Below are 24,825 nucleotides of genomic sequence, written 5' to 3'. Positions count from 1 at the left end.
GTTTAATGGCGCAAGTGTCGAGGAGTGCTTGAATTATTAAAAATAGATAGATAAGAATCTATTGTTTACTTTAGAAGAACGAATAATGCGCCGACTGAACTTCCATCATTTGCATTACTTCTGGGCAGTGGCCAAGGAAGGCAATCTGACACGCGCCGCCGAAGCGCTGCATGTGTCGCAGTCGGCTTTGTCGACGCAAATCCGCGTATTGGAGGGCCAGCTCGGTCACGCCCTATTCATCCGCTCCGGCCGAAGTCTGCAGCTGACCGAAGCGGGTCGCCTGGTACTGGACTACGCCGAGACCATCTTCGCTCTGGGCAGCGAACTGCAACGCACCCTGCAGAACACCCGACAATCCAGCCAGACGCTACGCATCGGTGCCGTGGCCACGCTGTCTCGTAACTTCCAGGAAAACCTGCTTCGTCCTTTCCTCGGTCGCGACGACCTGCGTTTTACCCTGGAATCAGGCAGCCTGGATGACCTGCTGGAACGCCTGACCCTCCATAAGCTGGATGTGGTGCTGACCAACAGGGCAGTCAGTGCCGATGGCAATCGTACTTGGCAATGCAGGCTGTTAGATAGCCAGGCGGTATGCCTGATCGGTCCTCCACGTAAGGAGGCCCGGCCGTTCGACCTACGTCGTGACCTGCAGCAGGCGCGCTTGATCGTGCCCGGGCGCAGCAGCGATGTGCGTAGCCAGTTCGAGGTCTACTGCAATAGCCATGGTCTGAATCCAGTCATCTGCGCCGAGGTCGACGACATGGCCATGCTGCGTCTGCTCGCGCGCGACTCCGGCGACATGGCCCTGTTGCCGGCGGTGGTGATTCAGGACGAGCTGCGCAGCGGTGATCTGCAGCTGTATGCCGAGGTGCCAGACATCGCCGAGCAGTTCTTCGCTGTCACCCTGCAACGCCAGTTCAGTCTGGGGATTCTGGACGAGCTGCTTAATAAATCTTGATCGCGGGAAATGAAATAGCGACACGTCGAACTTCATCTCCAATGTTCCCCCGAAAAAAAGCGATCCACCGCCACTCGCTTTTTTTACTGAACAACCCCGCCATTAACTCGATTCTGTGCCCATACCGACATGGGGCAGGATCATGCCAACTACCGCCTTTCGCTGCTGGTTACTGCTGTCACTGGCCATCGTCCAGGGCAGCAGCTACGCGGCCTCCGCCCAGGAACAAACTCAGTTCAGTCTGATCCTGCAGCAACTGGACACGATCGAACGCCTTGCCACGCGAGCTGAGACCGCCAGCACGGCTGAATATAGCGAACGCTATCGCTTCGACTATTCCCGCCTATCCCAAGACATTCAGCGCATCCGCCAAGGGGTACAGGGCTACCTGTCCCCTTCCCGCGCCCAACCGCGCGATCCCGCTGAACTGATCGGCGACTACCGCCTCGACACGCCGCCCGCGGAGCCCTCGCCATGAGCATGACGGCCGCGCAGACCGCCGCGTACCAAAACGCTTCCGGCTTCTCGGCGCAGAACAGTTCGACGCTCTGGCTATCCCTGACGCTCGTCCTGGCATTGCTCTGGTGTACCTGGGTGATGTGGACAGCGTACCGGGGTTGGGCGACTGGCAACGTGCGCTTCGGCGCGTTTGGCGGCAGTGCCGCGCGGGTCGTGCTGGTGTTGCTGGTCCTGATGTTTTTCACCCTGTCCTAATCCAGGAGATCGCCGTCATGCTCAAGTGCTTTGCCCCCATGAACAACAACCTGCGTGACCGTGCCAGCCAGCACCTGATCGGTCTGTTGCTGGTGCTCGGTCCAAGCCTGGCCTTGGCCGCACTCCCGACCATGGAAGCGCCTTCCCGTGGTGAAGGCACCGGCTTGATCGAGACGATCAAAAACTACGCCTACGACGGCGGTATTTTGCTCGGCCTGCTGATTGCCCTGCTCGCCTTCTTGGGCGTGGCCTGGCATTCGCTGACCGTGTATGCCGATGTGCAGAACCAGCGCAAGACCTGGAAAGACCTCGGCGCGGTGGTCGGCATCGGCGCCCTGCTGGTGGTGATCATCATCTGGTTCCTGACCAAGGCTGCCGCAATTCTGTGAGGTCGGTATGAACGACGCTATCGAATGCCTCATCGACGGCACCTTGGTCTTTCTGCCGGAGCGGCTCAACCGAGATCCGGCGGTATTGCGCGGCTTGACCAATGATGAAATGTGGCTCGCCTTAGGCACCGGCGCAGCCCTTGGCCTGATGCTGGGCGTCCCCTTGGCGATCGCCACGGCCTCCATTGCCGTGGCGCCAACCAGCATGATCGCGGGCATGGCGCTGGTGCTCTTTGCTGGAGGCACGCTGCTGCGTCGGGCCAAACGGGCCCGCCCCGAGACTTGGTTGTACCGCAAGCTCGAATGGGTCCTGGCCAGTCGCTGGCGCTTGGGGCATGGGGGCTTGATCCTCCACTCCGGCGCCTGGACGGTTCGCCGTTCGCGGCGCCTGCGCCCCGCCCTATCGCGGTGGCAGCCATGAGCCGTTTTCGGAACAAGGTCGATGCCCAACAAGCGCATATCGTCAGCCTGCGTCTGGCGGTAGGGATTCTGGCCTTGATTTGTGCCGGGCTCTGGTATGGCTGGCGTTCGGCACCAACCGACCTGACCGTGCATGTCCCTCCCGATCTGCGCTCGGGCAGCACCCGCAAATGGTGGGATGTGCCCCCGGAGAATGTCTATGCCTTTGCCCTGTACATCTTCGGCCAGCTCAACCGCTGGCCGTCGGATGGAGAGCAGGATTATCGCCGTGCCATCTACAGTTTGCAGGCCTACCTGACACCCGCCTGCAAAATCTTCCTCGACGGCGACTACGAGTACCGTAAGGCCGCCGGCGAGCTGCGTCAGCGCGTACGCGGGGTCTATGAAGTGCTGGGCCGCGGCTACAGCGAGGATCCGGCCTTACGGGTCAAGCAACTCGACCGCGACAGCTGGCTAGTCCAGCTCGACCTCAATGCCGATGAGTATTACGCCGCCGAGCCGGTGAAACGGGTGGTGGTGCGTTATCCCTTGCGCGTGGTGCGTTTTGACCTGGATCCCGAACGCAATAAATGGGGATTGGCGCTGGATTGTTACCAGGGCACGCCGCAAAAAATCGCCCTGCCCGGAGGTGAGCCATGAAACGAATGTTAGTGATCGGGCCCGCCGTGCTGTTGGCGCTGTGCGGGGGGCTGGCTCAGGCCGTCGAGCTGATGCACTGGGAGCGCCTGCCCCTCGCCGTCCCATTGGTAATCGGTCAGGAGCGGGTGGTCTTTATCGACGAGGACGTTCGCGTCGGTCTGCCCTCATCGCTGAGCGGCAAACTGCGCGTGCAATCCACCGGCGGCACGCTGTACCTGCACGCGGCGGAAGCAATTGCACCGACCCGATTACAACTGCAATCGGTGACGACGGGCGAGATCATCCTGCTGGATATCGCGGCAACCCCGGGTGATCAAGCGGTGGAGCCCGTACGCATCCTCAGAAACGCTCAGCCGCCACAGGCCACCGACGGTGAACCGAGCAGCGCCCCTGCTCCAGAACGCACACCGATCCCGGTCGCCTTGACCCGCTATGCCGCACAAAGCCTGTACGCGCCGCTTCGCACCGTGGAGTCTCTGCCCGGCGTACGGCGGGTACCGCTTACGCGGCGTACCGCACTGCCGACCCTGCTACCAAGCGAGAACGTGTCCAGCATTCCCATCGCTGCGTGGCGACTCGGGGATTACTGGGTGACGGCGGTAAAGTTGCGCAACCGTGGTGCCGAGACGGTGTCACTCGATCCGCGCCGACTTCAAGCCCAGCTGTTTGCCGCCGCCTTTCAGCATACCTTCCTCGGGCCGGTCAGCAGTGCCGAAGACACCACGATCGCCTACCTGGTCACCCGCGGCGCGGGCCTCGAACACGCCCTTCTGTTGCCCCCACCTGCGGTGCGAGGTGCTGACGATGAAAGCTAATGCGCTGCTCAAATGGCTGGTACCGGGTGCGCTGCTGGCCGTGGTGTTGATCATTCTGAAATCCTGGGTCGCGGGGGGTAGCACACCCTCTGCGGAGGATCTGGTTGATCAGGCTAACCTCCAACTGTCCGCCGAACAGGCCAAGTCGCTGGGTATCGCGGGCGATACACCGCGCGACACGGTCGCCACCCTGGTTGGCCAGGTGAAAGCGATGCGCAGCGACATGCTCAGCCTGAAGAAGAACAATGACGCGCTGCAGACGGAGAATAACCGTCTGCGTGAACGGGAAAACAGTGTCGATTCGCGTATCCAAAGCGCCCTCGGCAGCGTGACCCAGCAGGTCGACGAAGGCCGCCGCCAAGCCAACGACGCCCGACTCAAAGCGGAACAAGACAGCCGTCAGGCCCATGGTCTGCTGACCCAACTGCAGGCGCAGTTGTCCGGCCTGACCAGCAAAGGCCAGGATCTGCCGATCGGGCTGGGGCTGCAGCCGGGGGATGGGGCGCAGTTCGACGGGCATCGTCCGGCCAGTGAGGCGCTGCAGTGGATTGAGCCTTCGGATACGCTGCCCGCCGACGCCCGCAACAAAGGCAAAAGCTCATCCGAACTGAGTTTGCCCAGCGCCTTCAACTCGCTGGAGGGTCTGAACGACAACGCCATCGATCGCAGCCAGAAGCAGTTGCGCGCGGTCACCAAAGGTGAGCGCGACCTGGCGCGCTCCGTCGATCGCAGCGAAGGCGCGAAGCCGATCTACACCATTCCTGAAAACGCGACCTTAATGGGCTCGGTCGCCATGACAGCGCTGATCGGCCGGGTCCCGGTGGACGGCACGGTGAATGATCCCTACCCCTTCAAGGTGTTGGTCGGCCCCGAGAACCTGACCGCCAACGGCATTGACCTGCCGGAAGTGGCCGGTGCGGTGATGAGTGGCACGGCGTCCGGTGACTGGACCCTGTCCTGCGTACGCGGGCAAGTCGAGTCGATCACCTTTGTCTTCACCGACGGCACCATCCGCACCGTACCGCAGCCACAGGCGGTGGCCAGTCGCAATGCCTCCTCCAGCCAGAGCACGACCACCGACAAAATCCGCGGAGGGCTCGGCTACCTGTCCGATCCGTATGGCATCCCGTGCATTGCTGGCGAGCGTCGCTCGAACGCCCAGCAGTACCTCGGCAGCCAGAGCCTGATCACCGCCGCCGGTGCCGGGGTCGCCGCCCTGCTCGGGGGTGAGCGGAACGACAGCAGCGTGATTAATTCGGGCGGCAGTACGCTAGGGGTCACCAGCAGCACGGGCAACAGTGCACTCAACTCCATCCTCAGTGGTGGGGTCAGTGATATCCGCGAGTGGGTCAAAAAACTCTATGGCGAGGCCTTTGCGGCGGTGTACGTCCCTCCTGCCGCGCAGGTCGCCCTGCACCTCGACCATGAAATCACTATCGACTATGAGCCCAACGGCCGGAGCGTTCGCCATGAACCATCGCATGCCACTCTGTCTGACCTGGATTAGCCTGCTCTGCCTGGCCCAGGTCGGGTGTTCCACCAATAAAGAAACCCTCCTGCCCCATGGCGAGCGGACCATGCTGGACATCTGGAACGGCGCCGGTTCGCAAGGCACTCAGCAGCAACTGCTAGATGCTCGGCAGCAGTTACGCCGCCCGTTGGATCAAGCAGACTTCTCCTCTTATCTCCAGGAGCCGTACACTCGCACAGCGGCGAACGAGATCCGCAACCTGTTCCCTCGCCTGCCCAATCCCGATCTAGTGCTGTACGTGTATCCGCATTTGAGTGGTACCGAGCAGGCACCGGTCCCCGGTTACTCGACAGTCTTTCCGTTCTACCAACGCGTGCAGTACGCGCTGCCCGGTGAACGTCAGGAAGACTTGTAATGCACAGCGACGACGCGGACGACCGCACTCCTGGGTGGAAAGCCTGGCGCAACCCATTACGCCCTCGCGCCACCGTGGCCGACGAAGCTGCACTCTATGCGCACAACCCCAGTTTCACCGATCACCTGCCGTGGGTCGAATACCTTGAGACCGAGCAGTGCTTTCTGCTGGATGACAATCGCTCGGTGGGCGCAGTGTTCGAGCTGCTGCCCCTCGGCACCGAAGGACGCGAACCCGATTGGCTGATGGCGGCGCGCGATGCGCTCGAAGATGCCCTGCAGGACAGTTTTGACGAACTGGATCAGGCACCCTGGGTGGCGCAGTTTTTCTGTCAGGACGACCATGACTTCACCCCCTACCTGAACCGGCTCACGGAGTATATTCGGGACCGCGCACGCAGCACGGTCTTCACCGAGGCCTACCTGGAACTCAACCGCCGCCATCTGCAAGCCATCGCCAAGCCTGGGGGGCTGTTTGAGGACAAGGTGGTCACGCACCTGCCCTGGCACGGCAATAACCGGCGGGTGCGGCTGGTGGTCTATCGCTGGCTCGAGTCGGACACTGAGGAGACGGGGCTCACGCCGGTGCAAGCCCTGCAACAGGCGTGCGAACGGATCGGCGCCGCGCTGCAGGCCTGCGGGGTGGACGCGGTACGGGTCGACGGCCGGGGGTTGTATGACTGGCTGTTGCCGTGGTTCAACCCGGCACCCCGACTCACCGATGAGGCACCCGCGGCGTTCTACCGACGTGTGGCCTACCCGGAATCGAGCGACGGTGAGTCGCTGGAACTGCCCTTCGATCACGACTTCGCCGAGCGCCTGTTCTTCAATGAGCCGCGCTCGGATGTCCAGCGCGGGCTATGGTATTTCGACGAGCAGCCCCATCGGGTGACGGTGGTGGACAAACTGCGCCGAGCGCCGTTGATTGGCCAACTCACGGGCGAAACCCGCAAGGGCGATGCGGTGAACGCGCTGTTCGACCAGTTGCCGGAAGGCACGGTGATGAGCCTGACCCTGGTGGTCAAACCACAGGATGTGCTGGAGGATCAGTTAAGCCGGCTGGCGCGTAAAGCCATCGGTGAAAACCTGGCCTCGACCCAGACCCGCCAGGATGTCGAAGAGGCCCGGACAATCATCGGCCGTAAACACAAACTGTACCGAGGGACGTTGGCGTTCTACCTGCGCGGGCACGATGAACCACAACTGCGCCAGCGCTCGGTCAGCCTGGCCAACGCGCTATTGGGTGCCGGGCTACAGCCAGTGCGCGACGGCGATGAGGTCGCCGCCTGCAACAGTTACCTGCGCTGGCTGCCGATGACCTATAACCCATCACGCGACACGCGCAATTGGTACACCCGTCTGATGTTTGCCCAGCACCTGGCGAACCTGGCACCGGTCTGGGGCCGCAGCACCGGTACCGGCCATCCGGGGATCACCCTGTTCAATCGCGGCGGCTCGCCCTTGAGCTTCGATCCGCTGTCCCGCCTGGACCGAGCCATGAACGGCCACCTGCTGTTGTTTGGGCCGACCGGCGCCGGTAAGTCAGCCACCCTGGTCAGCCTGCTGATGCAGGTCATGGCGGTGTACCGCCCGCGGCTGTTCATTGTCGAGGCCGGCAACTCATTCGGTTTGCAAGGCGACTATTTTTCGACTCTAGGCCTGTCAGTCAACAAGGTCCAATTAAAACCTGGCGCCGCGGTGAGCCTCGCGCCCTTTGCCGATGCCTGGCGTCTGGTCGAGCAACCGGATCAGGTGGCCAGTCTGTCGGTTTACGAGTGGGACGATGAGGCGGCCAGCAGTCGTGAAGATCAACGTGATGTGCTCGGCGAATTGGAAATCACCGCGCGCCTGATGATCACCGGTGGCGAGGCCAAGGAAGACGCGCGCCTGAGTCGCGCCGATCGCAGCCTGATCCGCGAGTGCATTCTCGATGCCGCGCAGAGCTGCGTCACCGCGGGCCGGCAGGTCCTGACCCGCGATGTGCGCGACGCCTTGCTGAACGTCGCCGCCGATCCGCAGCTACCGGAAAAACGTCGCGAACGCGCCCAGGAAATGGGCGAGTCCATTGACCTGTTCTGCCAGGGCTTCGAGGGCGAACTGTTTGATCGCGCGGGGACGGCCTGGCCTGAGAGTGATGTGACCCTTGTCGATCTCGCCACCTACGCTCGCGAAGGCTACGAAGCGCAACTGTCCATCAGCTACATCAGTTTGATGAACACCGTGAACAACATTGCCGAGCGCGATCAGTACCTGGGCCGACCGATCATCATGGTCACCGACGAAGGCCATATCATCACCAAGAACCCGTTGCTGGCGCCGTTCGTGGTCAAGGGCACCAAGATGTGGCGCAAGCTCGGTGCCTGGTTCTGGCTGGCCACGCAAAACCTGGCCGACTTCCCGAATGCCGCGCAGACCATGCTCAACATGATCGAGTGGTGGATTTGTTTGAACATGCCGCCCGCGGAGATCGAGGAGATCGCTCGGTTCAAAAAGCTCACGCCGGCGCAGAAAGCCTTGTTGCTCTCGGCCAGCAAGGAGCCGGGCAAATACACCGAAGGCGTGGTGTTGTCGAAGAAGCTCGAAACCCTGTTTCGGGTGGTTCCGCCAAGCCTATACCTGGCCTTGGCCATGACCGAACCCGAGGAAAAAGCCGAGCGTTGGAGCCTGATGCAGGAGCACTGTTGTTCGGAATTGGACGCGGCCTACCGGGTCGCGGAACGGATCGATAGAACCCGAGGCATCGATCCCACCTAGGGCGGGCTATTCAGGCATTAGGCGGTTGAGCCAGAGCAACGGACTAGTGCGCTACGCCCCGCAGCCGTTGCTGAATCCTCAATAAAAATCCTGCTTCAAAGGCATCCTGGCCTTCACCGACAGGCAAGGTCTTGCGCACTTGCGCCAGCGCCCACCATAGCGGAGTCTCGCCGCTACTATCGAGCCAAGCCTGAGCAGCTTGCACGCCCTGCTCGATCATCGACGCAAATTCACTGCCCCACGGTGTCAGCACACTCGGACAACCATCAGCCGCTGGAATTGAAATCAAGTTTTCGTCCATACACACCTTAGAGTTCTACTGGGAGGCCAGAGACTGAATTCGATTTCGACCATCGTAACGCCACAAAAGACACGCTCATGACCAATAATGAGCATTCAATAGCTTAGACCATTGCAAATGTAGACTATATCCCGTGGATTGAGAGTCTCTCAAAGCGCAATTTGCGCACATGGCTCAAGACTACGAACGGCTTCGCGTGCAACTGGCGGAGAACATCCGCTTGATGCGGCGCGTGAAAAACCTCACCCAAGAGCAGTTGGCGCTCATGGCCGAGGTGGACCGTACCTACGTCAGTCAAATCGAACGGTGCACGGGCAATCCGTCACTGTTGGTCCTGTGCAAACTCGCCAATATTTTCGGCATCACCACCGATCAACTGCTGATCGAGCCCACCGCCCTGCAGCAGACGTTGCACGTCGAATCATAGTCGTCGCTCGCGCCCCCCCGTGTAAACCGATCTTCCGGCTCTCGCATTTTGCGCTGACAGCCCGCATGGGGTCGTCGAACCTGACCAGGCTTTTCACTTCAAGAGCCTGAATCATGCCTGCGCCCTCCGCACTCAATGCCTACCCGAAACTGCGATCCTTGGCACTGAGCCTGCTACTGGTGTCTGGACCCAGCGGGGCGCTGGATAGCGCCAGCATCACGGCTTCCGCGCTATCGCCAAACTGCCTCGAATACCGGGTCGTCGGCATTTGTTTCTGGCTACTCTGCACGCCCTTTGGCTGCAAGATCAAAACCTCGACCAAGGTTCGGCATTTCACGCCTGAACTGGTGGTCTCCAGCTACGCCACCACCGGCAACAACCCGTGGACCGAGATGGCCGTTCTATCCAGCCCTATTAGCGGCGCGGAGGGCGGCGGCAACCTGATCACCCCCAACACCCGACGTGACAACCTGGCCCGCTTCAAGAATGTCGATGGCATTGGCCACCCCGGAGGCTCGGCCGCGACGCAATTAGCTTCGCAATCCGGCTATGCCTGTGCCAGTGGCGCCACCGCGTTCAAGCCCTACTACCTGAGCACCCTAGATTTATTGGCTTGGCGCCATGGCATCCCGGAAAGTGTCTACCCCGAATCCCTTACGCCCGGCGTTCGTGAGATCGGTCAGCAGGCGGCGGGAAACATGTGGGGCAACGTCTATCCCCGTCAGGGCTTTTTGGTGCAGCTTGATGACTTCAAGGCCGCCGCGGTCATGGCGCAACGGGCCGGCGATGTCATTACCCGTCACGGACAGCCCCATGTGTACTTGCCGCTCACCCCCGACAAACGCGACGGCTATTGGCCGCCGGGGCCGATCGTGGAAAACGACGCTTCGACCCACAAATGGCAATTGCTTTACCCCCAGGTGCAGCCCACCTGTGCCCTCTTCCCTAGCGATCCGCTGCAGAGTGCCGATGGCGGCTACGCATGGTCGCTGTGGCGGCCCTACAGCTGCTGCAAACGTGAAGGGCAGACTTTGCTGTTCAGCATCGACTTCGCAGGAGGTGCTTCATGAATCGCCCCCTTACCCGATCAGGTTGTAGCGTGATGCGTCTGTTGCTCTGCGGACTGTTGCTCATGGCCACGTATGCCCGCGCCGCCGAGGATGATTACCGTTTGGGCACTCAGGGCGACGTGCTCGACGATCGGGTGATGTACACCATTGGCGGCGGCTCGGCGGTGGGTTCCCCGAGTTCGTTCTACCGCCCCAGCGGTCTCGGGATCGGCGGGTCCTGGCGAGCGAACCTGATGTGCGGAAACATGAGCCTGAGCAATACCCTGCAAAACCAGTTGAACGGCGTCACCGAAGGTTTCCAGCAAATCATGGGCAGCATTGTGCAGAACGCTACCCAGGCGGTGATGTCGCTGCCAGCGTTGATCATTCAACGCGCCAACCCCGGCCTCTATGAATTGCTGAGCAACGGGGTGATGCAGGGGCGTATCGACTTCGATCGCTCCAAGCTGACCTGCCAGGCCATGGCCGATAAAATGGCGGACAAGGTCGGTCCAGCCGGCTGGGGCGCGCTGGCCAAAAACCAAGAAATGCAGAGCCATCTGGAGCAAACCGGTGGGGATGCCGTCGCCGCAGTGAACAACACCGAGGCGCAGAACGGCAACCACGGGGTGTCCTGGGTCGGTGGGCAGAAAGCTGGCGGTAACGGGCAGACACCGATCCGGGTGACCGCCGACGTGGTTCGCGCCGGCTATAACCTGTTGCATAACCGGACGGTGGCGGACAGTGCGTCGATCAGTAGCCACGACTGTCAGGGCGGGGCCATTTGCCAGACCTGGGCGTCGCCCCAAGAGGAGTCCGAGTGGGCGGTCCGCGTCTTGGGCGAGACGGAAGTCGCGACCTGCGACAGCTGCGAAACCCTGCGGGCGACCGCAGGCAGCGGATTGACACCGCTGATTCAGGAGGCCTACAGCGAACGCCTGAAAGCCTTGCAACAGCTGCTATCGGGCGCACTCCCATCTACCCAGGACAACTTGGTTAAGGCCTCCAGTCCGATGCTGCCAGTCACCCGCCGCGTCATCGAAGCCCTGCGCGACGATCCCGACCAGGATCTGCTGGCACGGCGCTTGGCCAGCGAGACGGCTTTATCCAGTGTGCTCGACAAAGCCCTCCTGCTACTGCACACCCTGTTGGCCGGCAGTCACGAACCAAACGTTGCTTCCGCCGAACCAGCCCAAACTGCCTTGACGAAAAACATCGACGCCCTAGAGCGTGAAGTCCGCTTGCTGCAAACCGAACTGCAGGTCCGGCAGATGCTGGCCACCAACACCGCCAGCCTGGTACTCGATCGGCATGCCGGGGGGGCCGACGCCTCGCGTACCATCGAGCAAGGCGACCCCGAGCCGGGCCGGCTCAACAACGCCAATGCCGGACAAGTGAAGCCATGAAACGCCTACGGCTGTTCACGCTGCTTTCGGGTCTGGGGATTGCCACGGTGATGCTGCTGATCGCCGCACTGCTCACCCAGATCGGCAGCACGGCGCTGGGCAGTGTTGAAAGCTGGCAACTGGCACTCGAATCGGCACGCCCTTATCTGCGGGTATGGCGTGCCCTGCTCTACTGCGCCCTGTTGGCGCTCTGGTGGGATCTGCATCGCCGCTACCGCCATCGACCAGCGGATCGACTGCGCTTACAGCGCATCGGGACCATGGGGCTCGCACTCTTTACCTTTGTCGAACTCACCCGACTGTGAGGCCACCGCCATGTTCATGAGCACTAACAGCTACTTGGAGTATTACCTCTCCCTGCTGGCCTGGATTATCAACAACGGGCTCTGGAGCGTGCTGTCCGACACTGGGCTGTTCGCCGCGCCCTTCGGCGCCATCATCCTGCAGGAATGGCTGTCGGCCCGTCAGCAAGGTGCGGATGAAGGTAACAAGGGGCTGTTCTCGGTGCCACGGATCGAGAACCGGCTGTGGCTGGCCTACATCGTGGTGTTGTTCGGCTGTGCGCCGGTCTTTCCATTAAACCTCGCCTCCATGACACTCGATGCGGCGGCCAGCCAGCGTTGCGGTATCAGTGTGACCAAGCCAGCGGACACCGCCTGGGGTGCCACCTTCAACACCATCGGTGAACGTTCCGCCAACGTGCCCGTCTGGTGGTTTCTGGTACATGCAGTGAGCAAAGGCGTGACCGCAGCGGCCACCGCCGCCATCCCCTGCGCATCGGATATCCGGCAGATGCGCATGGAGATCGACAGCTCACGGATTGACAGTCAGGTGCTGCTGCAGGAAGTAGCCGACTTCACCCGTGACTGCTATGGCTATTCCCGTTCGCGGTTGTTCACCAACCGCCCGCAATTAGATAAAGCACAAAGTCACGACGCGTCTTGGATCGGCTCGAGCTATTTCCTCGAGACGACCGGCTACTACGATACCGATCGCTCACGCACGCCACGAGTCAGCTGGCCGTACGATGTAAGCCGCGATGTGTCCTTGCCGCGGCTAGCGAATGGCGCGGGATATCCAACCTGTAAGCAGTGGTGGAGCGATAGCGGTGTCGGATTACGCGAGCGCTTGATCAAGGAGGTCGATCCTTCGTTGCTGACGCAGCTGAAGGGCTGGCTGACGGGCCGTTCGAACACCGAGATCGAGGATGCCACCCTGCGCGAGCTGATCAGTCCGCGCCAGCAATCGAGGTCCATGTCGCCCGGACAGGTATTTCAGGACTATGGCTCCAGTGCCCGCGGTGGATCGATCAGTCAGGGGCTCAACAACCTGGCCACCAACACCGGATTGGCCCTCGGCTCCTTCAGCAACTTTCCCGCGATGAATGCGCTTCGCGCCGCCCTACCGATGGTGCAGGCGTTCCTGATCATGGGGGTCATCATCAGCTTGCCACTGGTTCTGTTGGTCAGTACCTACCAGTTGAAGACCGTCATGACGGTGACGTTCGCGCTGTTTACCTTGCACATGCTGACCTTCTGGTGGGAGCTGGCACGCTGGGTCGACTCCAGCATGCTCAATACCCTGTACAGTCAGGTTTCGACGTCCAACAAAGTGCTGTTGTCGCTGCCGACATCTGGCGTCATGGATGGAACGGTCACGGCACAAGTGATTGAGTATGTGATGGGGGCGATGTTCGTCGTATTGCCGATGCTGTTTCTAGGGGCTATGAGCTGGACCGGGTATAGCGTAGGTTCAGGCGTAGAAGGAATGCTTAGCCGGGGAGCCCAGGCTGCGCAGAAAGCCAGCTCCAGCGGAACCTCTCAGTTGATGAGCGGAGCAAGAATCGCCTCAGGGAAATCGGGCTCAAAATAACCCCTCGGCTACTTCAACGAACCCCATTTATCGTACTGCTCAGGCCACGACGTTCTATGCATCGGATTATCGAGATCATCAATATCTGGAATGTCTGAATCTTGAACAACTGGGATAGCTGCAATTGCGACAACAGTGCAGATCAACACAAATAACCAGAAGCTAACAAAAAGAAATGCCCCGAGCAGGGCTAGCTTCGCAACCAGAAAGCTTCCGCGAACAATGGCTTTGCCTGCAGGTAGACCTGCTGCCACCGCTCGCTCGGCCACGCGGGACTCGAACGCTTTCAACCGGCGATACCCACGCTTTACTGACATGCCACAGGCATAGGCCCAACGCTGGGCGCGGAAAACCGAAACGGGGCTCTGCGTCGGCATGGTCTCGCCTTCTCTGAGCGTGTTCATGATAGAGACAGTAGTATCAGCCTACTACTGAAAACGGTCCGCGCTTGACCGTTTATCAGTTTTCCCCGCCGATAAACTTTCACTGGAAGTCAGCAGACCAGCCGCGTGCAACCGCGTAGCTGAAGGGGTTGACCCGCATACACCCCCGCAGCTAAAACCCTCAGTACGGACTGCTGTGATCGACAGCGCCTGCCCAGGTAGTCAGAGCCTTCGAGACTACGTCACCCTGGTGATGGTTCTCCCCCAAGTGCGATTAGCGTTCGGTAGCTCGCACGGTCACCGCTGCTGCGGTGATGAATGCCTACTGTTCCCCAGAGCGTCTTTCGAGCCCTGCTCGTCAGGTACACCCACGCGTTTTTTTTCACCCCACGGCGGGGAATTTTTCCCCGTACCGCTCAGCCTCATTTCCACAGTCGGATGGCCTGCAAGGCCTGCACCTATCCAGCTCTTCACCCAACCGGGGAACCCTCCCCGACGGGCAAGGTGTTCCTCCGTTTCTCTCGAGGAAACTGCCATGCGCGATATCTACCAAGACGTGACCGACAAGATCGTGACCGCTTTAGGCCAAGGCGTTGCTCCCTGGATCAAACCCTGGACCTCAACTGGCTCATCGAACTACGGTCCTCACCAACCCTTCCCCATCAACGCGATCACTCGGCGTGCCTATTCAGGCATTAATCTCCCCCTGCTCTGGGCCGAGGCCCGGTTAAAGGGCTTCACACAAGATCGCTGGCTGACCTTCAACCAAGCCAAAAATGCCGGTGGACACATCCGTAAGGGTGAGCACAGCACCTTGGCGGTTCTCTACAAGCCGATGGAACGCGAAGAACAGACTGAATCAGGTCAACCCGTTCTCGATGAGAACGGCCAGCCCAAGGTCGCTCACTTTGGCATTCTCCGGACGCATTTCCTGTTCAATATCGAGCAAACAGAGGGGCTCGAAACACTCAATGCAACCTTGATCGAAACGGAACCGAGCGAGCCCTTTCAGGCCAACAGCGCGGCGGATAATCTGCTGTTAAGTTCTGGAGCAAAGATCGTTCATCGGCCGGCCGACCAAGCCTTTTACCACCCGCTCAGGGATTTCATCCAACTGCCGACAAAGGCGCAATTTCACAACGAAAGCGGCTATTACGCCACGGCCCTGCATGAGCTATCGCACTGGAGCGGACATGCCTCGCGCCTGCAACGCGAAGGAGTGGTTGCACCTAGCCCATTCGGTACGCCGGGCTATGCCTTCGAGGAACTGGTGGCTGAAATGGGCGCCGCATTTTTGTGTGCTCATTGCGGCATTCAGGGCGAACTGCGCCATGAGGGTTACCTTGAGTCCTGGCTCAGCCTGCTCAAGGCAGACAAGCGCGCGATCTTTCGGGCCAGTGGCCAAGCCCGAACGGCATCCGAGTATGTGCTCAACCTGGAGCAACAATCGAAGTCAGCGGTCCTGGATGACCCGCTGTGCGTGAACAATGGAGCTTAACCATTATCTCTCCGCTGCAACCGCTTCATCGGGCCCGACGCGAGTTGGGCCTTTTTTTTCGCCCTGAACAACAGAAGGCCTCACGCTTCGAGACTGTACCGGAGGTGGTCGCACGCCAGCGGCAAGCTATTACGTATCCAAGTTTTGCGCCAGAAAATCCACCAGTTCCAGCGGACTTCGGCTGTCGATCACCTTGTAGATCAGATCACGCTTGCTGCGTGGCAACTTCTTGACCACGCTCTTCGCCGAAGCCCTGACAGCCTCGTCCGTGCCATGGATACGGGCCGCCAAGAGCAGCACCAGTGTGGCGTCAGTGAGGTTCATCGCTTGGCCCAAAAAATATGCAGCGCAGTGTACCGACTCTGGCCGTTTCCGCACCAGCACGACCCTCATCAATACGATGCCCTGCAGTATCACTATTCCCCTTGCCGCACAAAAGGTTACCAGCCAAAAGGACAGGTAAGGGTTGGAAGGGAATGGGGCCGCAAGGGTAAGAGCGCTATCCGAAAAGGCTAAAAGACCATTGGCCCCGCCCCCTGCCGGAGGTCACGATGTTCAGTCTGTTTCGCCACCACCACAAAAGGCCAAAGCCCGCTCCACCGCTAACCGTGAGCGTTGCCGAAGGTTACCTGCCCATCGAATCCGCCCACACCCTGTTAGCCGCGGAGCATCGCCGCCAGTTGCTCGATCGTATCTGGCAGTACACCGCACTCTCCCACGCGCAATTCACTCAGCTCTACTTGCAGCCAATCCAGCGCTACGCCGAACGAGTCCAGCAACTCCCGGCCAGTGAAACACACCACCATGCGTATCTCGGCGGCATGCTCGACCATGGCCTGGAGCTGGTCGCCTGCAGTCTGAAACTGCGTCAGTCCCATCTGCTCCCCACCGGTGCCGCGCCGGAAGACCAAGCCGCCCAGACCGATGCCTGGTCGGCCGGCATCGCCTATGGTGCATTGCTGCATGATATTGGCAAGATTGCCGTGGACCTGCAGGTCGAACGCCAGGATGGTCGCCCTTGGCACCCCTGGCAGGGACCGTTGGATCAGCCCTACCGCTTTCGCTACCTCAAGGGTCGTGACTACCACTTGCATGGCGCCGCCGCAGGGTTGCTCTACACCCAAATTCTTGACCGGCCGATTCTCGACTGGCTCAGTAATTTTCCGCCGCTGTGGGCCAGCTTACTGTATGTCCTGGCCGGTCAGTACGAACATGCCGGCGTACTCGGCGAGTTGGTGATTCAGGCCGACCGCGTTTCCACCGCGCAGAACATCGGCGGCAACCCGAGCAAGGCGCTGAAAGCGCCGATCCATTCGCTGCAACATCACTTGATCAGCGGACTGCGGCACCTGGTCCAACACGAGCTGAAACTCAACCAACCGGGTGCCGCCGGCTGGCTGACCCAGGACGCTTTGTGGCTGGTCAGCAAGGTCGTCACTGACAAGTTGCGCGCTTATCTGCTGTCGCAGTCGATCGAGGGCATCCCCTCGTCCAATATCGCCGTATTCGAGGAACTCCAGTCGCACGGATTGGTCGAGTCGACTCCGGAAGGCAAAGCCATCTGGACCGCGCTGGTGACCCAGAGCAATTGGCAGCAAAGCTTCACCTTTCTACGCCTTCAACCGGCGTTGATATGGGGGAGCGAAGACCGTCCCGCAGCTTTCAGCGGAACGGTGAGTGTGGCCTTCGAAGACCAGCCGACTCACGTTCCAACAACACCTGCTGCCCCCATGGCTGCGAACCAAAACTCAACTCAAAGCCCATCGCCGCCCAATCCACTGGCGATGGAAGATGCTGATGACTACCTCGGACCACTGCTGGACATGTTCGAAACGGCAGAGTCCGAGGCCAGTGAAGCACAGTCAGAAAGTGCTCTCGCCACCTCAAATCCCCCTGCGGAAAATCCCGGTCAGGTTTTCCTGAATTGGGTCAGGAAAGGTATCCAGAGTCACAAGCTGATCATCAATGACAGCAAGGCCAAAGTGCACACCGTGAACGGGACTGTGTTTCTGGTAACACCGAGCATCTTCCAGCGCTATGTTCAGGAGTTTCCAGGCATCGCCTACGGAGCCAACGAAGACATGGATGAGTGGCGCTGGGTGCAGAAGCAGTTCGAGAAACTGAAGGTCCACAGGAAGCGTGAAGACGGTCTGAATATCTGGACCTGCCAAGTGCAAGGTCCCAGGAAGAAAACCGTTTTGAAGGGGTACGTGATTGGAGAGCCGGCTTCACTTTTAGTATCGATACCACCGGACAATCCTTTTCTTGCACTTGATTATGGGTGAGTACCCTATGTGTCATCACGAGACGGTTACTCTACCCAGTCCTATTGGTGTTGGCGCCGACCTCGAATTGACCTACCAACCCTGGCGTTGCATTTTGGACGCTTTGAAAAGCGCGTAGAAGAGTTTCCTGCTGACGTGGCACCTGCTTCATAACGACTGTGCGATCTATCGCAAAGAAATACACATTGATCGCCTCATCACCGACATTGCATAGGCAGCCCGCGAATGATGACGTCCCTGGTCTCATCGATCATCGAGTTCCTCACGGTGAATCCGCATGTCGCCTATCTGGCGGTGTTTCTTCTGGCACTTTCCGAGTCAATCCCGATTATTGGAGCTGTCGTTCCCGGCACAGCCGTGATCCTCGCGCTCAGTGCCTTGGTGCCGAGCGGCGTATTACTACTCTGGCCGTTGCTGGTAGCCGCCACGTTAGGCGCCATCGTGGGTGATGGTCTTTCGTTCTGGCTGGGACATCGATATCACCGCGAGATTCTTGGTTTCTGGCCTTTGAACCGCCACCCTGAACTGATTCAGAGCAGCGAGGCCTTTTTCGAGCGTCATGGCGTCAAGAGTGTATTTCTCGCGCGCTTCGTACCGGGCGTCCGCGCCTTCATCCCGCTCCTTGCCGGAATGATGGGCATGACGGTTAGTCGATTCTATGCCGTCAATGTTGCCTCGGCACTCGCTTGGGCTCCATCGCATATCCTGTCCGGTGTACTCGTAGGCGCGACGTTCAGCATACTCGGCGCAACCGCAAAGCCGCTCGCAATCCTGCTGGTTGTTCTATTCGTAATGGGCTGGGCAGGTTCGCATATCGTGCGCTGGACGTTGCGTCGCGGCGTCCCCTACTTCATCGACGCACTGGGACGGCTGCGGTGCTGGGCCGGCACCCACGACACCTGGCTAAGCAGCAGTCTCACCCATTTACTCGATCCTTCGCGACCCGAAGCACGGACTCTCGCATTATCGGCTGTGCTTCTCGTCGGCGCAGCCTGGCTCTTCTTTGGCATTCTTGAAGATCTCGTCACCGGTGACCCATTGCTGCTCGTCGACAGCGCGATATACCAAGTGCTCCAGGAGCTTCGTACAGCGCCGGGCGACGCGGTAATGATCGCCATTACGGAACTCGGTGACACCACGGTCGTGGCGGCAGTCACGCTGGTTGTCTTGTCATGGCTCATGTGGAAACGCGCCTGGCGTACAGCGGCCTATTGGTTGATTGCGATTGCCGGTGCTTCAGCACTCAACTCAGTCATCAAAGTGGCGTTGCATCGCGCTCGCCCCGGCGAGCTTCTCTACTCCGGCTGGAGTGCATTTTCCTTCCCTAGTGGGCATAGCACGGTCAATGTCGTGCTCTACGGTTTCCTCGCTTTTCTCATCACGCGTGAGATCCGCCCGGCATGGCGCCTCGTGGTCGCTCTCGGCGCAGCAACCCTGATATTTCTGATTGCATTCTCGCGCCTCTACCTCGGTGCGCATTGGTTTTCCGACGTTATTGGGGGATTGGCATTCGGATCGGCTTGGCTGGCGCTGCTCGGCCTTTCCTACCTATGGCGCCAAGCCGTAGGCATTGAGCCAAAGAGCCTACTCGCCGCCGGATGTTCAGCACTGATTCTTGCCGGAGGACTCAATATCTATCGTAGCCATGCGACCGACAGCGACCGCTATGCCGTCAAGATAGGAACTCCGTCCATGGCCGCCACCGATTGGTGGGCGTCGGGTTGGCAGCAACTGCCGGTGCGGCGTATTGATCTCACGGGCGAGACGAATGAGCCACTGACGTTCCAGTGGGCCGGTGGTCTGCAGGACTTGCAGGATGTCCTGCAGCGTAATGGGTGGCGCGACTCAGCGGCCTGGACACCTCTTAATGCCCTGAATTGGCTTTCCGTCCAGACCGACCCGACAGCTCTTCCGGTTATTCCACTTTTCGCCAGTGGTCGCCTCCCCAGTCTGACACTCGTTCGACCGAACAGTGGGGGCGCACTCACCAGTTCACGCCTCGTGCTTCGAGTGTGGGTCGTAGATTTGGAGCTCACAAACGGGCGTACTTTCTCGCTGTGGATGGGCTCAGTTGTCGAGGAGCGTATCTATCACCCCCTGTTCCTCATTACCTTGACGTCGACACAGCCTGGTGTGAATGCACCACGAAGCACGCTAGCTGTCGCTTTTGACGATGGACGACTTCTTCCACGTCCCCCAGGAACCTCAAATGGAGATTGGGATGGCAATGTCCTGTTAGCTCGTCACTGTAAGACACAGAAATCGATGTCTGATTGATAGCGGCGAACGTGGACTAGCAGGTACATCGCCGATACCGGCGTCTTTCGGCTTACGGCAGAAATTATTTACCTTGCACCACTCGAACATGTGCATGGCTGATGGCTTTGTAGACGCGAATCAATCTTAAAAGCGGCCACCAGTCATATAGAAAAATCTGCAGTGGTCGCCACATCGCCACCCAGCCAACGATCACTAGGCTTTCGCGTGCCATGCCGACCACAGCGCCAGTGCCAAGTTGGCCGATGACATCCACGGCAATCAGGCAAAGGGTAACAAAGGCGATGCCGATCACCAGGCTGATGCGGCCATCTCGAAGGAGGTGTTTTAAATCACTGCGCGTGAGGCCTGCCTTATGATCAAAGTAATTGTGGATTGCCTCGATCATGATCGCACTTGGATCGCCCTCTGCTGGTAGGTGCTCAAGGTGGATTGTGATACGAAGCCGGCTGTCCGACGAAAATTCCGCCGCCCAAGTCTCAATGAACGCTTCAGCTTCGCGATCGAGATCCTTGTTAAGAAAAGGTGTCGGATCCATCGAGTTAAACAACTGTCCAAGCTCGCGTACCCGAAGTTGAAGGTGATGCTCTGGTGATGTTTTTTTTCTCATGCCACTTACCGATTGTCATGCATTGGCAGTTTCGAATTGCGCAACTCGCTTTCGCTGCGCCTCAGTCCTTACGCAGCGCTCTGACCGCCGCTGGCATCACCGTCAAACCTTTAGCTCCAATTTACCTAAAGCCTGCCGATGAACAGCCGGCGAGGATGACCTGTATCCAAAAAAGCTGAGTTTAGTTCCGCCGAAATAAACCGGCTCGGAGAGATTGCACTCACGGAATCATGACCACAGCAACACCTGCTTTCCGCGCAACAGCCTTGCTGCCCAAGCGTACCGAAAACCCACTTACTTGATTGAAGTCAACTCTGCGACGGCCTGGATGTCTACACTGGGATAATTAGGGACTAACAGGCCCTTGGAGCACGTCATGTACTGGTTCCGTCATCACTACCGCAATCTTTTGCGACTCACCCTAGGGGTGTGGGTGTTGGCTGTGATCGTGACGGTATTTCACGGCTGCCTGGTGCAGCCGCAGCACAGCCTGAGTGCAACGCACGAGACGCCTTCCACGCTGCAACAGATGGATGAACATGCGCTGCATGCCAGCGGCTGCCTTAAGCATTGTGCCGATGCAGCAAAGGCGATCAGTCCCGCATCGCAGATCCCGACACTGGATCTCGCCAGTTTGGCGCTTGCCTTGCTGTTACCTGCGATGCTGCTGCTTATCCCCGCTCAAACATTAACCTTCGCTGCACTCGCACTGAAGCGCCCCGCGCCATCGGGGCCTCCAGCCCGCCTGATATTCGTCCGTTTCAACGATTAATCCAACTTTCAGGGCGGTCACACCGTGGCCGTCCTGCTTCATTGCGCCAATTAGGCGCGGCCTAGTAATTCCTACTTGTCTCTAAAACCCGGAGTTCACCATGCAAACACAATTGAAATTGGTTCTTGCCGCTATTTTAGCCAGCAGCGTATTCATGGCTTATGCGGAAGATGAGCATCATCCTGCCGACGCACCTGGCGACGCACCTGCCAGTGCAACGGCTGCCAGCGCACCGTCCGAGTCAGCGATGAGCAAAGCGATGAGCGAGCAAATGCAGAAAATGCAGGCAGCTCATGACAAAGCTGCAGCTGCGAAAACCCCTGCCGAGCGGCAAGCAGCTATGCAAGAGGGCATGAAAACGATGAAGGACAGCTTGACCATGATGAGTAAGCAGCAAGGGGCTGCTGGTTGTACGGGCATGGAGATGGGCTCAGGCATGGGGATGTCTGGCTCCAAGGACGGTATGGGTATGGGCATGGGTAAAGGAATGATGGAGATGATGATGAAGATGATGGATCAGCAGTCGTCGATGATGGACATGCCAATGAAGAAGTAACGACCGCTATCCACCCAGGATTGCGGCGCTTGCAATGCAACGGCGGTGTCACCATGGCCAGCATGGCTAGAGCGACACCGCCGTACTACTCGATAGAACTCCCTCAGGAGTACAAAACCATGATGAATTCAGCACATTCAGCTAAAACCTCTCCAGCATTTTGGAGGAGCAAACCCGGCATAGCGCTGGGCATGCTGTTGGTGATCGCGCTGTTTTATCTGGCCAGAGAACACTACGGCCACATGCTGGGCTTACTGCCTTATATGATTTTGCTGCTGTGCCCGCTGATGCATTTTTTCGGGCACCACCACGGTGGACACAGTCATCACGGCGAAAGCTCAGACTCAACCAAGGATGCGAACAGGAGTTAGCCCATGCACGCCCCTGAGCTTCGTCAAGACGACCCAATACAAAAGCTTGAACCCACCGGTTCCCATGATCCGGTCTGCGGCATGGCCGTCAGTAGCGAAAGCCAGTTCAGTACGCAATATAAGGGGCAAACCTACCGGTTCTGCAGCCAGAAATGCCAAACGACCTTCAGGGCAGAGCCTGAGCGATATCAAATATCTCCGACTGAAATTGAACACATCCATCAGGCACCAGCAGAACCGTTGACCGTTGACACTGAATACACCTGCCCCATGCATCCGGAGATTCGCCAGATTGGCCCCGGCGTCTGCCCCAAGTGCGGCATGACCTTAGAGCCGGTGATCCCGGAATTGGAGGAAAAAGAGAACCCTGAACTCAAGAACTTCACCCAGCGCTTCTGGTGGACATTGCCACTGACAATAATCGTCACCGTTCTGGCCATGGGCGGCCATGCCTTAGTGCTGTTTCACGGCCCCACGCAAAACTGGATCGAGCTGGGACTGGCCGCACCGGTGGTGCTTTGGGCTGGTTGGCCATTTTATGTACGCGGCGTGCGCTCGGTGATTCAGCGAAGTCCGAACATGTGGACGCTGATCGGCCTTGGCACGGCGGCGGCCTTTCTTTACAGCGTTGTGGCGACCCTGGCCCCCGATGTATTCCCCAGCAACTTCCTGATGGACGGCCGTATCGGCGTCTACTTCGAAGCGGCGGCTGTGATCATCTCACTCACCCTCCTCGGCCAGATGCTTGAACTCAAGGCGCGCTCGCAAACCTCGGCCGCAATCAAGTCGCTGCTTGGACTGGCCCCCAAAACTGCCCGACGGATCAATGCCAACGGCACGGAAGAAGACATCCCCCTGACGCACGTACACAGCGGCGACACGTTACGTGTGCGACCAGGCGAAAAAGTGCCTGTCGACGGTCAGGTGCTGCAAGGCGAAAGCGCTGTGGATGAGTCGATGCTCACTGGCGAACCGATACCGATCATGAAGAGGGCCGGCGACGCGCTGATCGGCGCCACTCTCAACATCCACGGCAGCCTGGTGATGCAGGCGCAGAAGATAGGGTCGGCCACCCTGCTCGCACAAATCGTGCAGATGGTTGTTCAGGCCCAGCGCTCAAAGGCGCCGATGCAACGCCTGGCTGATGTAATCGCCGGTTACTTCGTGATCGTGGTGATTACTATCGCCGCGCTGACTCTACTCGGCTGGGGACTGTGGGGGCCCGAGCCGAGCTGGGTGTTCGGACTGATCAACGCTGTCGCGGTCATGATCATCGCCTGTCCCTGTGCCCTTGGCCTGGCGACACCGATGTCAGTCATGCTCGCCACCGGCAAGGCTGCTGGCAGCGGCGTATTGTTTCGCGATGCCGCCGCCATCGAAAACCTGCGCAAAATAGACACCTTGATAGTCGACAAAACCGGCACCCTCACTGAAGGTCGACCAGCGTTCCATAGCGTCGGGGCCGTACCCGGATTCACTCAGGATGAGGTGCTGCGCCTGGCTGCGAGTCTTGATCAGGGCAGCGAGCACCCGTTGGCCCGCGCCATCGTCGATCAGGCACGCGCCGCAGGTCTGACACTGAGCCCACCTGAAACCTTCGAGTCGGCTTCCGGTATTGGTGTAAGCGGTCAGGTTGAAGGTCGCCGCCTGCAATTGGGTAATACGGCGCTGATGCAGGAAGCCGGCGTCGCCACTGAGCGCTTGCAAGCGCAGGCCGAGAAGCTACGCGGCGACGGTACGAGCATCATGTACCTGGCAGTCAATGGCGCCCTGGCGGGTTTGCTGGCTGTAGCCGATCCCATCAAACCCACCTCGAAGCTGGCCGTCGAGCGTCTGCAGGCGGATGGCGTCAAGGTCATCATGGCCACTGGCGACGGCCTTACCACTGCGCGCTCGGTAGCTCGCCAATTGGGCATTGAGGAGGTGCATGGCGAGGTCAAACCGCAAGATAAAGAACGTCTGGTTGCATCTCTGCAGCAAGCCGGACACCGCGTGGCGATGGCCGGCGACGGCATTAATGATGCCCCCGCGCTGGCTCGCGCTGATGTCGGTATCGCCATGGGTACTGGCACTGACGTGGCGATGAACAGCGCTCAGATCACCCTGGTCAAAGGCGATCTGCTCGGTATCCTGCGCGCTCGCAGCCTGTCAGTAGCAACGGTGAGAAATATGCACCAGAACCTGACCTTCGCCTTCCTTTACAACGCCATGGGCATCCCGCTGGCAGCAGGCTTGCTCTACCCGCTTACCGGTCACCTTCTGTCACCGTTAATTGCCGCACTGGCCATGAGCGTGAGCTCGGCGTCGGTGGTATTCAACGCGTTACGCCTGCGCCAGGCTTCCATTGATTGAGTGAAAACGCCCGCTTGACCTTGCCATGGCAGCAAGGTTGAAGATAAGCCAACGTCGCAGAAAAGCTGAATGCCTCAGTCTTTGCTTGATGC

26 protein-coding genes are annotated in these 24,825 nt (G+C 59.5%); 22 read left to right on the top strand and 4 right to left on the bottom strand.

The window, feature by feature from the left end; all coding sequences use genetic code 11:
* Positions 1-85 precede the first annotated feature (85 nt).
* From EQV97_RS26220 to EQV97_RS26175, 10 genes are all read left to right on the top strand, one after another.
* Positions 86-958 (top strand): LysR family transcriptional regulator, encoded by an 873-nt coding sequence (locus tag EQV97_RS26220; RefSeq protein ID WP_240890351.1) that lies wholly within the window; start codon positions 86-88, stop codon positions 956-958.
* 142 nt (positions 959-1,100) lie between these two features.
* Positions 1,101-1,436 (top strand): RAQPRD family integrative conjugative element protein, encoded by a 336-nt coding sequence (locus EQV97_RS26215; protein WP_240890350.1) that lies wholly within the window; start codon positions 1,101-1,103, stop codon positions 1,434-1,436.
* On the top strand, positions 1,433-1,672 hold the full coding sequence (locus tag EQV97_RS26210; protein WP_240890349.1) for a TIGR03758 family integrating conjugative element protein: 240 nt from the start codon (positions 1,433-1,435) through the stop codon (positions 1,670-1,672). The genes EQV97_RS26215 and EQV97_RS26210 overlap by 4 nt, the downstream gene beginning before the upstream one ends.
* A gap of 17 nt (positions 1,673-1,689) precedes the next feature.
* Positions 1,690-2,061, top strand: a complete 372-nt coding sequence (locus tag EQV97_RS26205; protein ID WP_240890348.1) for a TIGR03745 family integrating conjugative element membrane protein — start codon at positions 1,690-1,692, stop codon at positions 2,059-2,061.
* 7 nt (positions 2,062-2,068) lie between these two features.
* A complete protein-coding gene (locus EQV97_RS26200) occupies positions 2,069-2,482 on the top strand; it encodes a TIGR03750 family conjugal transfer protein (RefSeq protein ID WP_240890347.1) in 414 nt (137 codons plus the stop codon).
* Positions 2,479-3,120 (top strand): PFL_4703 family integrating conjugative element protein, encoded by a 642-nt coding sequence (locus EQV97_RS26195; protein WP_138725574.1) that lies wholly within the window; start codon positions 2,479-2,481, stop codon positions 3,118-3,120. The genes EQV97_RS26200 and EQV97_RS26195 overlap by 4 nt, the downstream gene beginning before the upstream one ends.
* Positions 3,117-3,935, top strand: coding sequence for a TIGR03749 family integrating conjugative element protein (locus EQV97_RS26190; RefSeq protein WP_240890346.1), 819 nt, complete (start codon positions 3,117-3,119; stop codon positions 3,933-3,935). The genes EQV97_RS26195 and EQV97_RS26190 overlap by 4 nt, the downstream gene beginning before the upstream one ends.
* Positions 3,925-5,442, top strand: a complete 1,518-nt coding sequence (locus EQV97_RS26185; RefSeq protein ID WP_240890345.1) for a TIGR03752 family integrating conjugative element protein — start codon at positions 3,925-3,927, stop codon at positions 5,440-5,442. Before EQV97_RS26190 ends, EQV97_RS26185 begins: the two co-directional genes overlap by 11 nt.
* A complete protein-coding gene (locus tag EQV97_RS26180) occupies positions 5,417-5,821 on the top strand; it encodes a TIGR03751 family conjugal transfer lipoprotein (RefSeq protein ID WP_240890370.1) in 405 nt (134 codons plus the stop codon). Before EQV97_RS26185 ends, EQV97_RS26180 begins: the two co-directional genes overlap by 26 nt.
* Positions 5,821-8,574, top strand: a complete 2,754-nt coding sequence (locus EQV97_RS26175; protein ID WP_240890344.1) for a conjugative transfer ATPase — start codon at positions 5,821-5,823, stop codon at positions 8,572-8,574. Before EQV97_RS26180 ends, EQV97_RS26175 begins: the two co-directional genes overlap by 1 nt.
* Positions 8,575-8,617: 43 nt before the next feature.
* On the opposite strand, the gene EQV97_RS26170 is transcribed toward EQV97_RS26175, so the two are convergent.
* The gene (locus EQV97_RS26170; protein WP_240890343.1) at positions 8,618-8,875 is read right to left on the bottom strand and encodes a LasR-specific antiactivator QslA; all 258 of its coding nucleotides are present in this window, start codon (positions 8,873-8,875) and stop codon (positions 8,618-8,620) included.
* 169 nt (positions 8,876-9,044) lie between these two features.
* Here EQV97_RS26170 and EQV97_RS26165 point away from each other — a divergent pair, with 169 nt between their 5' ends.
* The 5 genes from EQV97_RS26165 to EQV97_RS26145 all read left to right on the top strand — a co-directional run bounded on the left by EQV97_RS26165 (position 9,045) and on the right by EQV97_RS26145 (position 13,629).
* A complete protein-coding gene (locus tag EQV97_RS26165) occupies positions 9,045-9,302 on the top strand; it encodes a helix-turn-helix transcriptional regulator (RefSeq protein ID WP_240890342.1) in 258 nt (85 codons plus the stop codon).
* 113 nt (positions 9,303-9,415) lie between these two features.
* On the top strand, positions 9,416-10,372 hold the full coding sequence (locus EQV97_RS26160; RefSeq protein ID WP_240890341.1) for a TIGR03756 family integrating conjugative element protein: 957 nt from the start codon (positions 9,416-9,418) through the stop codon (positions 10,370-10,372).
* A complete protein-coding gene (locus tag EQV97_RS26155) occupies positions 10,369-11,757 on the top strand; it encodes an integrating conjugative element protein (protein ID WP_240890340.1) in 1,389 nt (462 codons plus the stop codon). The genes EQV97_RS26160 and EQV97_RS26155 overlap by 4 nt, the downstream gene beginning before the upstream one ends.
* Entirely contained in the window at positions 11,754-12,062 is a 309-nt protein-coding gene (locus EQV97_RS26150; protein ID WP_045060789.1) for a hypothetical protein, read from the top strand. Before EQV97_RS26155 ends, EQV97_RS26150 begins: the two co-directional genes overlap by 4 nt.
* A 10-nt stretch (positions 12,063-12,072) precedes the next feature.
* Positions 12,073-13,629, top strand: a complete 1,557-nt coding sequence (locus EQV97_RS26145; protein WP_240890339.1) for a conjugal transfer protein TraG N-terminal domain-containing protein — start codon at positions 12,073-12,075, stop codon at positions 13,627-13,629.
* An 8-nt stretch (positions 13,630-13,637) separates the two neighbouring features.
* Here the strand turns inward: EQV97_RS26145 and EQV97_RS26140 are convergent, their stop codons facing one another.
* The gene (locus EQV97_RS26140) at positions 13,638-14,033 is read right to left on the bottom strand and encodes a DUF3742 family protein (protein WP_240890338.1); all 396 of its coding nucleotides are present in this window, start codon (positions 14,031-14,033) and stop codon (positions 13,638-13,640) included.
* A gap of 514 nt (positions 14,034-14,547) precedes the next feature.
* Here EQV97_RS26140 and EQV97_RS26135 point away from each other — a divergent pair.
* Complete coding sequence (locus tag EQV97_RS26135) at positions 14,548-15,510, top strand: zincin-like metallopeptidase domain-containing protein (RefSeq protein WP_240890337.1); 963 nt, start codon at positions 14,548-14,550, stop codon at positions 15,508-15,510.
* 129 nt (positions 15,511-15,639) lie between these two features.
* On the opposite strand, the gene EQV97_RS26130 is transcribed toward EQV97_RS26135, so the two are convergent.
* Complete coding sequence (locus EQV97_RS26130; protein WP_020300924.1) at positions 15,640-15,834, bottom strand: hypothetical protein; 195 nt, start codon at positions 15,832-15,834, stop codon at positions 15,640-15,642.
* Between the two features lie 227 nt (positions 15,835-16,061).
* Here EQV97_RS26130 and mobH point away from each other — a divergent pair, with 227 nt between their 5' ends.
* Complete coding sequence (mobH, locus tag EQV97_RS26125) at positions 16,062-17,795, top strand: MobH family relaxase (RefSeq protein WP_240890336.1); 1,734 nt, start codon at positions 16,062-16,064, stop codon at positions 17,793-17,795.
* 225 nt (positions 17,796-18,020) lie between these two features.
* Positions 18,021-20,072, top strand: coding sequence for a bifunctional DedA family/phosphatase PAP2 family protein (locus tag EQV97_RS26120; RefSeq protein WP_240890335.1), 2,052 nt, complete (start codon positions 18,021-18,023; stop codon positions 20,070-20,072).
* A 64-nt stretch (positions 20,073-20,136) separates the two neighbouring features.
* On the opposite strand, the gene EQV97_RS26115 is transcribed toward EQV97_RS26120, so the two are convergent.
* Entirely contained in the window at positions 20,137-20,682 is a 546-nt protein-coding gene (locus EQV97_RS26115) for a hypothetical protein (RefSeq protein ID WP_240890334.1), read from the bottom strand.
* A gap of 376 nt (positions 20,683-21,058) precedes the next feature.
* Here EQV97_RS26115 and EQV97_RS26110 point away from each other — a divergent pair, with 376 nt between their 5' ends.
* The 4 genes from EQV97_RS26110 (at position 21,059) to EQV97_RS26095 (ending at position 24,733) form a co-directional block, all read left to right on the top strand.
* Complete coding sequence (locus tag EQV97_RS26110) at positions 21,059-21,454, top strand: hypothetical protein (protein ID WP_047528751.1); 396 nt, start codon at positions 21,059-21,061, stop codon at positions 21,452-21,454.
* Positions 21,455-21,554: 100 nt separating this feature from the next.
* The gene (locus EQV97_RS26105) at positions 21,555-22,010 is read left to right on the top strand and encodes a hypothetical protein (protein WP_240890333.1); all 456 of its coding nucleotides are present in this window, start codon (positions 21,555-21,557) and stop codon (positions 22,008-22,010) included.
* A 119-nt stretch (positions 22,011-22,129) separates the two neighbouring features.
* Positions 22,130-22,381, top strand: a complete 252-nt coding sequence (locus tag EQV97_RS26100; protein WP_204149592.1) for a DUF2933 domain-containing protein — start codon at positions 22,130-22,132, stop codon at positions 22,379-22,381.
* 3 nt (positions 22,382-22,384) lie between these two features.
* Positions 22,385-24,733 (top strand): heavy metal translocating P-type ATPase, encoded by a 2,349-nt coding sequence (locus tag EQV97_RS26095; protein ID WP_276614384.1) that lies wholly within the window; start codon positions 22,385-22,387, stop codon positions 24,731-24,733.
* The last annotated feature ends 92 nt before the right edge of the window (positions 24,734-24,825 follow it).

Source organism: Pseudomonas sp. TMW22090, from assembly GCF_022496665.1.
Classification (GTDB): domain Bacteria; phylum Pseudomonadota; class Gammaproteobacteria; order Pseudomonadales; family Pseudomonadaceae; genus Aquipseudomonas; species Aquipseudomonas gregormendelii.
This window is presented reverse-complemented; position numbering and strand designations above follow the sequence as displayed.